The sequence below is a fragment of the Pseudomonas sp. BE134 genome, assembly GCF_031456105.1.
Taxonomy (GTDB): Bacteria; Pseudomonadota; Gammaproteobacteria; order Pseudomonadales; family Pseudomonadaceae; genus Aquipseudomonas.
Genome location: NZ_JAVDUA010000008.1, coordinates 85,351 through 101,132, shown reverse-complemented (window position 1 = coordinate 101,132; position 15,782 = coordinate 85,351). Strand labels below are relative to the sequence as shown.

General features: G+C 59.7%; 13 protein-coding genes. 3 read left to right on the top strand and 10 right to left on the bottom strand.

From position 1 onward, the window contains the following. Positions 1-174: 174 nt before the first annotated feature. The 4 genes from J2Y56_RS09105 to J2Y56_RS09090 all read right to left on the bottom strand — a co-directional run bounded on the left by J2Y56_RS09105 (position 175) and on the right by J2Y56_RS09090 (position 4,527). The gene (locus J2Y56_RS09105) at positions 175-1,146 is read right to left on the bottom strand and encodes a FecR family protein (protein ID WP_310349808.1); all 972 of its coding nucleotides are present in this window, start codon (positions 1,144-1,146) and stop codon (positions 175-177) included. Continuing rightward, the gene (locus J2Y56_RS09100) at positions 1,143-1,661 is read right to left on the bottom strand and encodes an RNA polymerase sigma factor (protein ID WP_033049552.1); all 519 of its coding nucleotides are present in this window, start codon (positions 1,659-1,661) and stop codon (positions 1,143-1,145) included. Before J2Y56_RS09100 ends, J2Y56_RS09105 begins: the two co-directional genes overlap by 4 nt. 221 nt (positions 1,662-1,882) lie before the next feature. Then, on the bottom strand, positions 1,883-2,590 hold the full coding sequence (locus J2Y56_RS09095; RefSeq protein ID WP_007947714.1) for a PolC-type DNA polymerase III: 708 nt from the start codon (positions 2,588-2,590) through the stop codon (positions 1,883-1,885). Continuing rightward, complete coding sequence (locus J2Y56_RS09090; RefSeq protein ID WP_310349806.1) at positions 2,587-4,527, bottom strand: putative nucleotidyltransferase substrate binding domain-containing protein; 1,941 nt, start codon at positions 4,525-4,527, stop codon at positions 2,587-2,589. The genes J2Y56_RS09095 and J2Y56_RS09090 overlap by 4 nt, the downstream gene beginning before the upstream one ends. A 252-nt stretch (positions 4,528-4,779) precedes the next feature. Between J2Y56_RS09090 and J2Y56_RS09085 the strand changes: the two genes are divergently transcribed. Then, positions 4,780-5,241 (top strand): response regulator, encoded by a 462-nt coding sequence (locus tag J2Y56_RS09085; protein ID WP_310349804.1) that lies wholly within the window; start codon positions 4,780-4,782, stop codon positions 5,239-5,241. Between the two features lie 100 nt (positions 5,242-5,341). Here J2Y56_RS09085 and J2Y56_RS09080 read toward each other — a convergent pair whose 3' ends face one another. Continuing rightward, the gene (locus J2Y56_RS09080) at positions 5,342-7,519 is read right to left on the bottom strand and encodes a malate synthase G (protein ID WP_310349802.1); all 2,178 of its coding nucleotides are present in this window, start codon (positions 7,517-7,519) and stop codon (positions 5,342-5,344) included. A gap of 538 nt (positions 7,520-8,057) precedes the next feature. Here J2Y56_RS09080 and J2Y56_RS09075 point away from each other — a divergent pair. After that, on the top strand, positions 8,058-8,576 hold the full coding sequence (locus J2Y56_RS09075) for a glycine cleavage system protein R (protein WP_007947710.1): 519 nt from the start codon (positions 8,058-8,060) through the stop codon (positions 8,574-8,576). 229 nt (positions 8,577-8,805) lie between these two features. Here J2Y56_RS09075 and rarD read toward each other — a convergent pair whose 3' ends face one another. The 5 genes from rarD to J2Y56_RS09045 all read right to left on the bottom strand — a co-directional run bounded on the left by rarD (position 8,806) and on the right by J2Y56_RS09045 (position 14,600). Then, positions 8,806-9,693, bottom strand: coding sequence for an EamA family transporter RarD (gene rarD, locus J2Y56_RS09070; protein ID WP_310349800.1), 888 nt, complete (start codon positions 9,691-9,693; stop codon positions 8,806-8,808). Between the two features lie 206 nt (positions 9,694-9,899). Then, a complete protein-coding gene (locus tag J2Y56_RS09060; RefSeq protein ID WP_007947707.1) occupies positions 9,900-10,874 on the bottom strand; it encodes a serine/threonine protein kinase in 975 nt (324 codons plus the stop codon). A 197-nt stretch (positions 10,875-11,071) separates the two neighbouring features. Next, the gene (locus tag J2Y56_RS09055) at positions 11,072-12,973 is read right to left on the bottom strand and encodes a PhoX family phosphatase (RefSeq protein WP_310349798.1); all 1,902 of its coding nucleotides are present in this window, start codon (positions 12,971-12,973) and stop codon (positions 11,072-11,074) included. A gap of 58 nt (positions 12,974-13,031) precedes the next feature. Beyond that, positions 13,032-13,796 (bottom strand): TOBE domain-containing protein, encoded by a 765-nt coding sequence (locus J2Y56_RS09050; protein ID WP_310349796.1) that lies wholly within the window; start codon positions 13,794-13,796, stop codon positions 13,032-13,034. 63 nt (positions 13,797-13,859) lie between these two features. After that, positions 13,860-14,600, bottom strand: a complete 741-nt coding sequence (locus J2Y56_RS09045) for a ComF family protein (protein WP_310349794.1) — start codon at positions 14,598-14,600, stop codon at positions 13,860-13,862. Between the two features lie 92 nt (positions 14,601-14,692). Here J2Y56_RS09045 and bioB point away from each other — a divergent pair, with 92 nt between their 5' ends. Further along, on the top strand, positions 14,693-15,748 hold the full coding sequence (bioB, locus tag J2Y56_RS09040; RefSeq protein ID WP_007947833.1) for a biotin synthase BioB: 1,056 nt from the start codon (positions 14,693-14,695) through the stop codon (positions 15,746-15,748). The last annotated feature ends 34 nt before the right edge of the window (positions 15,749-15,782 follow it).

Here is a 15,782-nt window from a genome sequence, read left to right as displayed (position 1 = left end):
TAGGGCTGGATGAAAATAATTTAGATTCAGATAGTTGATTGAGTCTGATGGCCTCATCGCGAGCAGGCTCGCTCCCACAGGGGATCTCCAGTGGGCTCAAATTCTGTGTACACCTAAGATCAAACTGTGGGAGCGAGCCTGCTCGCGATGGCGGCAGATCAGACACCGCAGGACTTAAGGTTTGGTATCAGCTTTCGCCACCGTTACCCACCACGGCGTGTACTGTTCAATCTGCACCGGCAGGGTTGGCAGCAGGGTGCTCAGGGCTTTGTCGGTGTCGTGCAGCGGAAAACTGCCGGTAATGCGCAGGTCGGCAATCTCCGGCGCTACGCCTAAATGCCCGTGCCGATAACGAGCGAGCTCCTGCACCAGATCTTCCAGGCGAGCGTTGTCGACCACCAGCATGCCGCGGGTCCAGGCATCGGCGCCGAGGTCGACGGCGACAACCGGCCCAAGGCCATTGCTGTGCATCAACACTTGCTGACCTTCGTGGAGAACCTGCTCCTCGGAGCTGGATTGTGGATGCGCCGCCACCGCGGACTTCAACACGCTCAGGCGCGTGCCTTGTTCCTCGCGCTTGACCAGGAAGAGCGTCCCTAGCGCTTGCATGCTGCCTTCGCGGGTTTCGACGATAAACGGCCGGGCATCACCGTGACCGGTCTCGACGAGGATTTCGCCTTCTTGAAGGATGATCCGCCGTTGCTTCTCATCAAAACGAATGTCCACGGCGCTGTGGGTATTGAGGTTGATCAGCGTACCGTCTGCCAGGCGCACGGTGCGCTGCTCACCGGTGGCGGTGCGCTGGTCGGCCAGCCAATAGTCGAGAGGCAGATAACGCTCACCGGCAAACAGGGCCAGCCCGATCACCGCGACAACGCTGGCCACGCCGCTGCCCAGTTTGCGCACGCGACGGCGAATGCTTTCACGCGATTGCAGCAACGCCGTACGCGCGGGGCCGTTGGCGACGCTGAAACGCTGGTCGAGCATGCCCAGTTGGCGCCAGGCTCGGGCATGTTCCTCGTGGGCCGCGTGCCACTGGCTGAACGCTTCGCGCTCCAGCGGATTGCCGGAGTCCAGGGACAATTGCCAGGCAATCGCCGCATCCAGCACTTTTGCCGACACCGGTTTGGAACTGACCGGTTTCATACCGGCTCACCGTACAACGCGATGTAGCACTGACGAATCCCTTGGGCCAGGTATTGCCGAACACGCGGCACCGAGACGCCCAGTCGCTGGGCAATTTCGGCATGACCAAGACCGTCGAGTCGGTTGTAGAGAAACGCTGCCCGGGCCTTGCTCGACAGCTGACCCAGCAGGCGGTCGATGGCTTTGAGGTCTTCGAGGATCAGTTGCTGCTCCTCGACCGACGGTTGTTCGCCTTCGGGGATCAGCATCAGTTCGGCGAGGTAGGCCTGTTCCAGCGCGGCGCGACGGAAATAGTCGAACAGCAGGCCTTTGGCAATTGCCACCAGGAATGCCCGCGGCTCGCGAGGCTCATTCAGTTCATCCCGGCCCAGCAAACGCACGAAAGTGTCCTGACTCAGGTCTTCTGCACGTTGCGGACACGCCACGTTGCGTCGCAGCCAAGCCAATAGCCAACCGCGATGGTCGCGATATAACGCACCAACGAGCTCACTGTGGGGGCTTTGGATTGACGACACGCAGCATCACCGATTGGGAAGTGTTAACTAACGAGAATTGTTCGCGATTGTGGCAGAGGCGGGGACGGTAAGCAATTGGCGCTGGTCGGGTGGATTGAGTTGTATGCATGCAGCTTGACCGCGTCATCGTTCATCGCGAGCAGGCTCGCTCCCACCAGGTTCCGTGTAATCCCTGTGGGAGTGAGCCTGCTCGCGATGGCGTCAGTCGATGCAGTGAAGATCTAAAAGGAAGGTGCCCGCTGCCGGCGTTTCCACTGACTCAACCGCTGTTGCAGGTTCAGCGGGCTATGAATCTGCTGCTGCCGCGCCCGGCTGAACAGGATCAATGCCAATTCGGCCGTCGCCAGCGCGTCGGCACTGGCGTTATGTCGCTCGAACACTTCCAGTTTGAACCAGTCTATCCACTCATCCAGCCCGGCGTCTCGTATGTGAGCCTGTGGGCACAGCAGCGGCGCGATGTCTGCCACATCCAGAAATGGATGGGCCAACTTGTAGCCCAAATGGTCTTTCAGTGCGCGGCCAAGCATGTGCTGATCGAAGGGGGCATGAAACGCCAACACCGGGCTGTCACCAACGAACTCCATGAATTCCAGCAAGGCCTGCGCCGGGTCGCTGCCGGCCGCAATGGCGCTTGGGCCCAACCCGTGAATTAGCACGCTGGGTGCCAGCTTCAAGTCGGCGCATTGCAGCGTGCGTTCGAACTGATGGCTGAAATCGATGGCGCCGTCTTCGATCACCACGGCACCGATGGACAACACCCGATCTTTGTTCAGGTTCAGCCCGGTGGTTTCCAGGTCGAGCACTACCCAACGCTGTTCGCGCAGGCTGCATCCACCCAGCTCGGCTACCGCGGGCAAGCGCTGCAAACGTTGTTGCCATTCACCGGACAGGAGGGGCGTGGCCGGGCGCAGCCATGAAAACAGGCTCATAGCTGATACCGCAGGGTCAGGCTGCTTTGCAGGCGTTGCGCCTGGCGCAGGGATTCACGCAGGATCCGTCGGTCCAGATGATTCAGGCTGTCTGGATCAACCCGGTTGGAATAGGGCAAGTTCTCCCGGGTCTGTAACTGATGTTGCTGCATGCGGGTTTGCTGAATGAAGTGGTACGCCTCTTCATAGGCCGCACCGTCCAGTGGCTGAATGATTTCCTTGGCCACCAGTTGGCGAAATCGCTCCAGGGTATTGTTGGTTTCGATCCCGTGAGCCAAGGCCAGCAACCGGGCGCCGTCGACGAAAGGTGTCAGTCCCTGCACCTTCAAGTCCAGCGTGGCTTTTTCACCGTTCTTGCGCGCCAGGACGAACTCACGGAAACGCCCCACAGGCGGACGATTGCGCAAGGCGTTCTCGGCCAGCATCCGCTGGAACAGCCGGTTATCGCCGACCTGATCGAGAATCCCCCGGCGCAATTGCTCGCACCCTTGCTCATCACCCCAGACCACACGCAAGTCGAAATAGATGCTCGAACCCAGCAGGTTCTCCGGCGTCGCCTCGCGGATGAACGCCGCAAACCGCCGCGCCCATTCGGCACGCGACAAACACAGCTCCGGGTTGCCTGCCATGATGTTGCCCTTGCACAGCGTGAAGCCGCACAGCGTCAGGCTTTGGTTTATCTGCTGGGCAATCGGCAACAGCTTGCCGCGTATTTCTGCCGCCTGCGCAGCATCCCGAGCCTCGAACAAAATGCCGTTGTCCTGATCGGTGTGCAGCGTCTGCTCGCGACGGCCTTCGCTGCCGAAGCACAACCAACTGAACGGCACACCGGGATCGCCTTTCTCGGCGAGGGTCAGCTCGATCACTCGGCACACGGTGTGGTCGTTGAGCAAGGTGATGATGTGAGTGATTTGTGTCGATGACGCGCCGTGCGCCAGCATGCGTTCGACCAATTGGCCGATCTCGCCGCGCATCAACACCAGGTTTTCCACGCGCGGGGCGTTGCGAATCGTCCGTGCCAGGTGCACCAGATCAACCCGTTGCAGGGAAAACAGGTCACGCTCTGAGACCACGCCGCACAGCCGCTGATCTTTGACCAGGCACACGTGGGCGATGTGCCGCTCGGTCATGGCGATGGCCGCGTCGAAAGCGCTGTGGTCCGGCGTCAGGAAAAACGGCGCCCGGGTCATGTGCTGCTCGATAGCTTCGTTGAAGTCGTTGATTCCTTCGGCCACGACATGGCGCAGGTCGCGCAGGGTGAAAATCCCCTGCGGGGCTTTGTGTTCATCGACTACGACGATGCTGCCGACCTGCTGCTCGTGCATCAGCGTCACCGCTTCACGCAATGGCGTCGCCGGGCTGCAGGTCACCGGGTGGCGCATCGCCAATTCGCCCAGGCGCGTGTTCAGCGAATACTGGGTGCCGAGGGTTTCCACGGCTTTTTGCTGGACTTGCTGGTTGACCTGATCCAGCAAGCTGCTGACGCCGCGTAGGGCAAAGTCGCGAAAGGTGCTGGAAAGCGCGAACAGTTTGATGAACGCCAGCTTGTTCAGCTGCAGGCAAAAGGTGTCTTCGGCGGCGAGGTGTTCGGTGCGGGTTGCCCGCTCACCCAGCAGCGCTGCGAGAGGGAAGCACTCGCCGGTGGTGATTTCGAAGGTGGTTTCGGTGCCGCCCTTGGCGGTGTGCGGGCGCTCACCGACGACGCGGCCCTGTTTGACGATGTAGAAGTGCTCAACCGGCCCATCGGCAGGCTTGATGATGCTTTCGTCGGGGGCATAAAAACGCAGCTGACATTGCTCAACCAGGTACGCCAGGTGAGCGTGTTCCATCTGATTGAAGGGCGGGAAACGCTGAAGGAATTGCATCGTGCCCTGGATGTTCTGCAACACCGCGGTTTTCCCTGCCTGTGTGAAGGCGTCCGCTTTACTCATAACCATTACCGCAGTCGTTTGGAATTATCATTGTCGGATGACTCAGCCATGGTCGGCCCCTGCGCACAGGGTGCCCATTGGACGTAAGTCTAGGTTGGCTGCCCAGGGGGCGCGATTTTGGAAGCGCCTGAAACAAATCTACGAAAAACCGTTCAATTTGCCTCTTGGAAATCTTTCCGACGAAGTGCACATTGAGGGTCTGCTTAGCGATGTCTGACGCATGTGCCAGGTGCTTGAGTTGAAAACGTAGAGAACGCCATGTCCGACGAAGATATTTTGAGTGATGCCGAGCGCGAGGCGCTGAGTGCCGTCATGCTCGAACCCGATTTGCCGCTGCAGCGGGTGTTGATCGTCGATGACGATAAAGACGCGCGCGAGTTGTTGTCGCAAATTCTTGGATTGGACGGTATTCGCTGCATCACCGCGGCCAGCGGTGAAAGCGCACTCAAGCTGCTGATTGCTGAAGAAGAAGTGAAAAAGCTTTCAATCGGTTTGGTGATCACCGACTTGCGTATGGGCAATGTCGATGGCCTGGACCTTATCCGTCAGATACGTGAGTCGGTTCGGGCGGCCTTGCCGATCATCATTGTCTCCGGTGACGCTGACGTGAAAGACGCCATCGCGGCCATGCATTTGAGCGTTGTGGATTTTCTGCTCAAGCCTATCGATAGCGCCAAGCTGCTGGCACTGGTCAAACATGAGTTGGGGGCGAAGCCTTAGTTCAGACCTGTCAGGTTTGCTCCCACAAGGGATCGCATTAAAAATAAAAAAGCCCTGATCCAAAGATCAGGGCTTTTTCATGTCCGGTATCGGCGGTCAGTTACAGGCCATTGGCTGCCTTGAACTCGCGACGACGACGGTGCAGAACCGGCTCGGTGTAGCCGTTCGGCTGTTTGGTGCCTTCGACCACCAGTTCGACTGCCGCCTGGAAGGCGATGTTGCTGTCGAAGTTTGGTGCCAGCGGACGGTACAGCGCGTCATTGGCGTTCTGACGGTCAACCACCGGCGCCATGCGCTTGAGGCTTTCCATCACTTGCTCTTCGGTGACGATGCCGTGGCGCAGCCAGTTGGCGATGTGCTGGCTGGAAATACGCAGCGTCGCACGGTCTTCCATCAGGCCGACGTCGTTGATGTCCGGCACTTTCGAGCAGCCGACACCCTGGTCGATCCAGCGCACGACATAACCGAGAATGCCCTGGGCGTTGTTGTCCAGTTCGTGCTTGATCTGTTCTGCGGTCCATTGCGGGTTCACCGCCAACGGAATGGTCAGGATGTCGTCCACCGAGGCGCGAGCACGTTTGGCCAGTTCGGCCTGACGGGCGAACACGTCAACCTTGTGGTAGTGCAGCGCGTGCAGTGCAGCGGCGGTCGGCGATGGAACCCAGGCAGTGTTGGCACCGGCCAGCGGGTGAGCGATTTTCTGTTCGAGCATCGCGGCCATCAGGTCGGGCATGGCCCACATGCCTTTACCGATCTGCGCGCGACCTTGCAGGCCGGTGCTCAAACCGATATCGACGTTCCAGTTTTCGTAGGCGCCAATCCACTTCTCGGCCTTCATGTCGGCCTTGCGCACCATCGGGCCGGCTTCCATGGAGGTGTGGATTTCATCGCCCGTACGGTCGAGGAAACCGGTGTTGATGAACACCACGCGCTCGCTGGCCGCCTTGATGCAGGCCTTGAGGTTGACCGTGGTACGACGTTCCTCGTCCATGATCCCGACTTTCAGCGTGTTGCGCGGCAGACCGAGAACGTCTTCGATGCGACCGAACAGCTCGTTGGTGAACGCGGCTTCTTCCGGGCCGTGCATTTTCGGCTTCACGATGTAAACCGATCCGGTGCGGCTGTTCTTGCGTGAGCTGCTGCCGTTGAGGCTGTGGATCGCCGCGAGACTGGTCACCAGACCGTCGAGGATGCCCTCCGGCACTTCGTTGCCGTCTTTGTCGACGATGGCGTCGATGGTCATCAGGTGACCGACGTTACGCACGAACAACAGCGAACGACCGTGCAGGCTCAGTTCCTTGCCATCGACACCGGTATAGGTGCGGTCGGCGTTCATGGTGCGGGTAAAGGTCTGGCCGCCCTTGGAGACTTCTTCCGACAGATCGCCCTTCATCAGGCCGAGCCAGTTGCGGTAGATCACCACTTTGTCATCGGCATCGACAGCAGCGACGGAGTCTTCGCAGTCCATGATGGTGGTCAGCGCGGCTTCCATCAGGATGTCTTTGACGCCGGCAGCGTCGGTCTGGCCGACCGGGGTGCTGGCATCGATCTGGATTTCCAAGTGCAGGCCGTTGTTCTTCAGCAGGATCGCGGTCGGAGCGCTGGCGTCGCCGTGGAGGCCGATCAGCTGCGCGTCGTTGCGCAGGCCGGTGTTGCTGCCACCCTTAAGGGCGACCACCAGTTTGCCGTCTACGATTTTGTAGCCGGTGGAATCGACGTGGGAGCCGGCAGCCAACGGCGCGGCTTCGTCGAGGAAAGCACGGGCGAAGGCAATGACCTTGTCGCCGCGAACCTTGTTGTAGCCTTTGCCTTTTTCCGCGCCATTGGCTTCGCTGATGGCGTCGGTGCCGTAGAGCGCGTCGTACAGCGAACCCCAGCGGGCGTTCGAAGCATTGAGCGCGAAACGGGCGTTCATCACCGGGACCACAAGTTGTGGACCGGCCATGCGGGCGATTTCGTCATCGACGTTTTGCGTCGTTGCCTGGAAATCGGCTGCTTCTGGCAGCAGATAACCGATGTCTTGCAAGAAGGCTTTATAAGCCACGGCATCGTGTGATTGACCGGCACGGGATTGGTGCCAGCCATCGATACGAGCCTGGAAATCATCGCGTTTGGCGAGTAGGGCTTTGTTCTTCGGCGCCAGGTCATGAATGACCTTGTCGGCACCGGCCCAGAACTTATCGGCGGTGAGACCGGTACCGGGAATGGCTTCGTTGTTCACGAAGTCGAACAGGACTTTGGCGACCTGCAGGCCACCGACTTGAACGTGTTCAGTCATTGCTTGCCTCACTCTGCTCAGCTATTTCGCTTTTCAGCTCTTCAATTTTGACAATGAAGCCTATGGCCATTTAAACCACAAACCTGTCCTCCAGTACATGCCCAAACGGGCGGCTGGGTTCGGTCCGATCAACGGCTTTTAGGCCTTGCTGACTGGGCTTTTAAGGGTTGCGAGTATGGCCGTGGCGGACATCGATCCAACGTTATGTAGTGCGCGCTGCGGCATACTACATGATGAATTGCGCTTGTGAAAATCAGACTAATTACGTCGTTCTGCGACCCCGTGACGCATTGCAGTCACGTCGAGGCACGGGATGTTCTCAAAAAACTATTGGATTGTTCCAGTTAAATATAAAAACTTGTACACGATTTGTGGTTTTCAGTTCATTTGGCGTTGCCTTCAATCGCGGGCAGCCCGCTCCCACAGGGCTATGCGCTGTCCTTCTGGGAGCGGGCTTGCCCGCGAAGGCGTCAGACGATTCATTGCAGGATCAAGCCTTGCCTATACTTCTGTTTCTATAACAAAAGAGGGCTGCGCCATGGACCACCTCGTACTCACAGTGTTTGCTCCAGACAAGCCCGGGCAGGTCGAGCGCATCGCCCAGTGCATTGCCGAGCACGGCGGCAACTGGCTGGAAAGCCGCATGTCGCGTATGGCCGGGCAGTTCGCCGGGATACTTCGGGTGGGCGTGCCGGCCGAGGCCTACGATGAATTGGTCGATGCCCTACAGGCGTTGTCCGCCCACGGCATTCGCGTACTGATTGCCGAAAGCGGTATCGAACAATCCTGCACCTGGAAGCCGATCGCGATGGAGTTGGTGGGCAATGATCGCCCGGGGATCGTGCGTGACATCACCCGTCTGCTCAGCGAGCAAGGCGTGAACCTTGAACGGTTGGTCACAGAAGTGCGCCCGGCGCCGATGAGCAGCGAGCCGCTGTTCCACGCTGAGGCGATCCTCGCAGTGCCGCTGACCTTGTCGCTGGACGTATTGCAGTCGCGCCTGGAAACCCTGGCGGACGATTTGATGGTGGAACTGGTATTGCGCAGTGAGCCTTGACCGGGTTATTCAAGAAGGGTTATCCAAGTTTAACGTGCACCCGCCTGTGGATAACCTGTAGAGACAGCCCGCCAGCCCACGCCGGCCGGGCTTCTTCAGGATCTGATCAAAAAGCCATCAGTTTCAACAAGTTGCGCACAAACGCCGGGGATCACGCTGTGGATAACCTTGGGAAGGATCGGTGCAGGCCACGAGGGGCGTGGCCTGTAGAGATTTGTGTGTTTTTTGATCAGGTGCGACGACGCAAACTTATCCACGCATCAACGCTGTAAACCGCAAGGCCCGCCCAAATAAAGATGAACGCGACCAATGTGCTGGACGACAGGTGTTCGCCAAACAGCAGAACGGCTTGCAGCAGCACCAGCGTCGGCGCCAGGTACTGGAGGAATCCCAATGTCGTGTAGGGGATATGCCTCGCGGCGGCGTTGAAACAGATCAGCGGTACCAGCGTGATCGGACCGGCGGCGACCAGCCACCAGGCTTCGGAGGTGGTCCAGAATTCAGGTTGCGCGCTGGCCGCTGTCGGGTTGAACAGCAGCCACGCGACCGCAATCGGCACCAGCATCCAGGTTTCCACCACCAAACCAGGCAGCGCTTTGACGGGCGCCTGCTTGCGGATCAATCCGTAGAAACCAAAGGACAACGCCAGCACCAGCGACACCCACGGCAGGCTGCCGACTTGCCACACCTGTTGCGCCACGCCGATTGCCGCCAGACCTACGGCGATCCACTGCATGCGCCGCAATCGTTCGCCGAGGATCAGCATGCCCAGCAAGACGTTCACCAACGGATTTATGTAATAGCCGAGGCTCGCTTCAAGCATCCGCCCGGCATTCACTGCCCACACGTAAGTCAGCCAGTTGGCCGCGATCAGCGTGCCACTCAGGGCCAGGATCGCCAGACGTTTGGGGTTGTCACGCAACTCGCGCCACCAGCCTGGATGTTTCCACACCATCAATAACAAGGCACCGAACAGCGCGGACCACAGCACGCGATGGATGATGATCTCCACGGCGGGCACGCTGGCAATGGCTTTGAAGTAGAGCGGGAACAGTCCCCAGATGATGTAGGCAGTAAGACCCAAAATGTACCCGCGACGCGGGTTGGCGACTTGCATGCAGAATCCTTGCTTAGGCAGCTAACAAAAAGGGGATTGTAAGGAGATTTGTCTGTGGATGTCCTGCCTGAATAGGTAGGACAATTGTGAACACGCAACTCATGTGGGAGCGAGCCTGCTCGCGAAAGCGTCGGGTCAGTCGACATCAATGTTGAATGATCAACCGCCATCGCGAGCAGGCTCGCTCCCACAGGGGGCTGTGTGGGTCAGAAAAGTTTTAGTGGTTCTTCATTCAGTGCAGCCAATTGCTCGCGCAACGCCAACACCTGATCACCCCAATAACGCTCACTGCCAAACCACGGAAAACTGTGCGGGAACGCCGGGTCGTCCCAGCGACGGGCGAGCCAGGCGCTGTAGTGCATCAGGCGCAAGGCGCGCAACGGTTCGATCAACGCCAGTTCTCGCGGATCGAAATCGTGAAACTCGTTGTAGCCGTCCATCAGTTCCGACAACTGACCGAGACATTCCTGACGATCACCGGCCAGCATCATCCAGATGTCCTGCACCGCCGGGCCCATGCGGCAGTCGTCAAGGTCGACGATGTGGAACATTTCGTCGCGGCACATCATGTTGCCGGGGTGGCAGTCGCCGTGCATGCGGATGTTCTGGTGCGGCGTGGCCTTGTAGACCTCTTCGACTCGCTTGAGCAGATCACGGGCCACGGACTCGTAGGCGGGCAGCAAGCTTTTGGGTACAAAGTTGCCTTCGAGCAAGGTGGTCAGCGAGTCATGACCGAAGTTCTTCACGCCTAGCGCTTCACGGTGATCGAACGGTTTGGTGGAGCCCACGGCGTGCAGGCGTCCCAGCAACTGACCGAGGCGATAGAGCTGATCGAGATTGCCCGGCTCCGGCGCACGGCCACCCCGGCGGGGGAACAGGGTGAAACGAAAGCCGTTGTGTTCGTGCAGGCTGGCGCCGTTGTGAATCATTGGCGCAACCACTGGCACGTCGCATTCGGCGAGTTCGAAGGTGAACTGGTGTTCTTCGAGAATCGCTTCGTTGGTCCAGCGCTGCGGGCGATAGAACTTGGCGATCAGCGGCTCGGAGTCTTCGATACCGACTTGATAAACGCGGTTTTCGTAGCTGTTGAGCGCCAGAATGCGCGCGTCGCTGAGAAAGCCAATGCTTTCGACGGCATCGAGCACGAGGTCTGGGGTGAGGGTTGCAAACGGGTGGGCCATGCTGACTCCTGCGCGCAGCAGGCTGCCGCGTCCGGCCAAGCATGGTAGCGCAGACGGGCTGACTTTAGGGGATGGGATCGTTCCCACGCTCCGCGTGGGAATGCAGCCAGGGACGCTCCGCGTCCCCAGAAGCGGACGCGGAGCGTCCGGTGAGGCATTCCCACGCAGAGCGTGGGAACGATCATTTACCAGCCCTGTCAGGCGCCGACGACCCCGCCATCTTCCCGGGAAATGGCCATCACCGAAGACCGTGGCTTGCCATTCGGCAAATGTTCCGGGAACGTCGAACCGCCGTTTTCCCCCGGATGCTGAATCCCGACAAACAACGTCTTCTGATCCGGCGAGAAGCTGATGCCGGTGACTTCGCAACCCACCGGCCCGACCATGAACCGGCGAATCTCTCCGGTCTCAGGGTCGGCACACAGCATCTGATTGTTGCCCATGCCCGCAAAATCACCGGCATTGCTCGAATCGCCATCGGTGAGAATCCACAACCGGCCGGCCTTGTCGAAGCCCAAGCCATCCGGGCTGTTGAACATGTTCTGCGGCGTGATGTTCGACGAGCCGCCCTTCGATGTGCCAGCGTGAACACCCGGGTTGCCGGCGACCACAAACAGGTCCCAGGCAAAGCTTTTCGAGGCGTGATCATCGCGGTCGGTGCGCCAGCGCAGAATCTGCCCGTAGACGTTCTTCTCGCGCGGGTTTGGCCCGCCCACCGGTTGACCTTCTTCACCGCGCTTGGCGTTGTTGGTCAGGGTGCAATACACCTGGCCATCCTTGGGGCTGACGACGATCCATTCCGGACGGTCCATGCGCGTTGCTTTCACTACGCTGGCGGCGAGGCGCGCGTGGATCAGCACTTCGGCCTGGTCGGCAAAACCGCTGCTGGCGTCGAGGCCGTTTTTGCCGTGGGTCAGTTCGACCCACTCGCCTTGACCTTTCGGGTGATCGGCATTGCCGTCGCCGGCGTCAAAGCGCGCTACATACAAGGTGCCGTGATCCAGCAGGTCGCGGTTGGCCTTGGGGTTTTTGTGGTTGATCTTGTCGCGGCTGACGAACTTGTATATGAACTCGCCCCGCTCATCGTCGCCCATGTACACCACGGCGTGGCCATCATGAGTTTCGGCGAGTGCTGCGTTTTCATGCTTGAAGCGTCCAAGGGCCGTGCGTTTGACCGGGGTCGATTGCGGATCGAACGGGTCGATCTCCACTACCCAGCCGTGACGGTTGAGTTCGTTGGGGTTCTTCGCCAGGTCGAATCGCTCGTCGTGCTGATGCCAGTTGATCTCTTTACTGGTCGCCACTGCGCCGTAGCGTTTCTGCGCAGCGTCGAATTTCTGCTCGGCATTGCTGCTGCCGAAGCAATCGGTGAAGTTCTCTTCGCAGGTCAGGTAGGTGCCCCACGGCGTCTTGCCGTTGGCGCAGTTCTGGAAGGTACCGAGGACATTTTTTCCGTGCGGGTCGGTGCTGGTTTTCAGCAGTTCATGGCCGGCGGCTGGGCCACTCAAGCTGATCGGTGCGTTGCCGTGAATACGCCGGTTGTAGCGCGAGCCCTGGACGAACTGCCAATGGCCGCTCTTGCGCTGCACTTCGATGACCGTCACGCCTTCGCACGCCAGCGCCTTGCGCACTTCTTCGGCGGACTGCGGCATGCCGCCATGCGGGTAGAGGTAGCGATAGTTGGTGTATTCGTTGTTGATCGCCATCAGCGCCCGGTCTTTTTCATCGGGAAACTCGAACAGGCTCATGCCGTCATTGTTGTCGCCGAACTGGACTTCCTGTTGCTCAGCGGTGCCGTTGCCAGTGGGGTCGAACGCCGGGCCGTTGTTTTGCAGGGGCTGGCCCCAGCTGATCAGCACCGAGGATTTGTAGCCTGCTGGCAAGGTAATGGCGTCGCTGGTGGCGGCGGGGATACTTTCAAAACCCAACAACTTGCTGGTACCGGCGCTGACACTCGCGGCCAGCACGCTGCGGCTCAGCAGGTTGCCACCGAGAAACATGGCGGCACCGCAGAGGGCTCCGGCGCTGATGAACCCACGACGGCTGAGGCCGACCATCTTTTCGAGGTCGGTGGACTGGTTTTCTTCTAATAGGCTCACATCAGGCTCCCTGCGGGTTTTTGCAGTCACCATAAAGAGCATCGATGAAGCTTTTGTTTCAGAGCGGTGTACCGAGCAACACGTTGGAGGGCGCGAACTGCACCCGCACCGGTTTGTCAGCGGCAAGCCCCAGCGTTCGCAAATGCAGAGGCTCGGCCAAAGCACACAGCGTCTGGCCATTGGGCAGGCCGATGCGCACTTCGCTGGGGCCGTCTTCGGCGTCGAGAATGTCTTCGATGATGCCTTTCATAAAGTTATTGCCGGGTGTTGCTTGTTGATCAATACCCAACAATTCAAGCCAACCGGCCTTGATCAACGCCACCACTTCAGTGCCTGTTTCCAGCTCCAGGCGCAAGGTACTGTCGTGGGTGATCTGCGCATCGATGGTCAATCCTTCGGCCAGTTCAAGACGGATTCGGTCATTGCGCCCCTGAGCTTCGATCCCTGCCACTGTGCCGTGCAGTTGATTGCGCGCGCTGGTGCGCAGCATCAGGCGACCGAGCAGGTCCAGATCGCTGGCCTCTTCGGCCGCCTCCAACACCTGAGCCTGCAAGACTTGCAGCTTTTGATACAGGCGCAACACGCGCTGGCCTTCGCTGGAGAGTCTGGCGCCACCGCCGCCCTTGCCGCCGACGCTGCGTTCCACCAGCGGCTTCTGCGCCAGGTTGTTCAGCTCGTCGATGGCATCCCACGCGGCCTTGTAGCTCAGGCCCGCGCTTTTTGCGGCACGGGTGATCGAGCCTTGCTCGGCGATGTGTTGCAGCAACGCAATGCGCTGCGGACGACGAACAATGTGCTGGGATAACAACGTTGGCAAGGACATGGCGAGGTGCTTTGGGCGGTGACAATGGGTAAGACGTTGGCCGCTTGGGCAGTGGGAGTCAAGTCAGGCCATTTCGCCGGGTTTTGGTGTACGGGCCAGACAGTACACGTCAACCCGCGCAGCACCTGCGTCCATTAACAGCCGGGCGAGCGCTTGCGCCGTGGCACCGGTGGTCAGCACGTCGTCCACCAAGGCCAAATGCCGGCCCTTGATGCGCGCGCCGGGCGTCAGGGCGAAGGCGTTGCGCAGGTTCTTTTTGCGGGCCTCGGCATTCAAGTCCTGCTGCGCGCTGGTATCTAGCGTCCTCAACAGCAGCGTTTCGTCGCAAGGAATATCCAGACAAGTGCCGAGCCAGCGGGCGAGCATGGCGGCTTGATTGAAACCCCGTTGGCGCAGGCGTTCAGAGGCCAGCGGCACCGGAACGAGCGCGTCGGGACGATGCAGGTCTTCGTCGAAGCGATGTTGCAGGAATTGCGCGAGGAGTTCACCGAGTAGCCGGCCAAACGGCCACTTTGCAGAGTGCTTGAAACGAGTGATCAGGGTGTCCACCGGGAAGCTGTAAGTCCACGGTGCGGCGACTTGCTCGAACGCGGGTGGTTGATTCAGGCACTGTCCGCAGGTCAGACCGGCGCCTGGTAAGGGCAGGGCACAGGTTTGGCAGTGATCCCCAAGCCAGGGCAACTCTGTTTCGCAGGGCATGCAGATCGGAGCCTGTCCATCGGCCGGTTCTGCACAGAGCAGACAGCGCTGTTTGTTTTTTAACCAGATGTAAACCGGTCCATCGTAACGTGGTTGACAGCGCATGAGTCTTCCTTAAATATGCCGAACATCCGTGTCGCGTCTGTGGGTATTCCACCTCCCAGCCGCTTGCCAAGCATAAAACAAAGGAAACGCCCATGAGCGCCAGCACCTCTGCAACCCTGCGTCATGACTGGTCTTTGGCCGAAGTCAAAGCACTCTTCGTTCAGCCATTCAACGACCTGTTGTTCCAGGCACAGACGGTGCACCGCGCGCATTTCGACGCCAACCGCGTCCAGGTTTCCACGCTGCTCTCGATCAAAACCGGTGCCTGCCCGGAAGATTGCAAATATTGCCCGCAGTCCGGTCACTACAACACCGGTCTGGAAAAAGAAAAGCTGATGGAAGTGCAGAAGGTCCTCGAAGAGGCCGCTCGCGCCAAGGCCATCGGTTCGACCCGTTTCTGCATGGGCGCGGCGTGGAAACACCCGTCGGCCAAAGACATGCCGTACGTGCTGGAAATGGTCAAAGGCGTGAAAGCCATGGGCCTGGAAACCTGCATGACCCTCGGTCGCCTGGATCAGGACCAGACCGTTGCTCTGGCCGACGCCGGCCTCGACTACTACAACCACAACCTCGATACGTCGCCTGAGTTCTACGGCAGCATCATCACCACCCGCACCTACAGCGAGCGCCTGCAAACGCTGGCCTACGTGCGTGAATCGGGGATGAAGATCTGCTCCGGCGGCATCCTTGGCATGGGCGAGTCCCTCGATGACCGTGCCAACCTGCTGATCCAGCTGGCCAACCTGCCGGAGCATCCGGAGTCGGTGCCGATCAACATGCTGGTGAAAGTCGCTGGTACGCCGCTGGAAAATGCCGAAGACATCGATCCATTCGACTTCATCCGCATGCTCGCCGTTGCGCGCATCCTGATGCCGAAATCCCACGTGCGCCTTTCCGCTGGCCGCGAAGCGATGAACGAACAGATGCAGGCCCTGGCATTCTTCGCCGGCGCCAACTCGATTTTCTACGGCGAAAAACTGCTGACCACCGCCAACCCGCAGGCCGACAAGGACATGCAGCTGTTCTCGCGCTTGGGGATTCTGCCGGAAGCGCGCGAAGAGCACGCGGACGAGGTGCATCAGGCTGCCATTGAGCAGGCACTGGTTGAGCAGAAGAGCAGCGAGCAGTTCTACAACGCTGCTGTTTAATCGACGCTGATCCCCTGTGGGAGCGAGCCTGCTC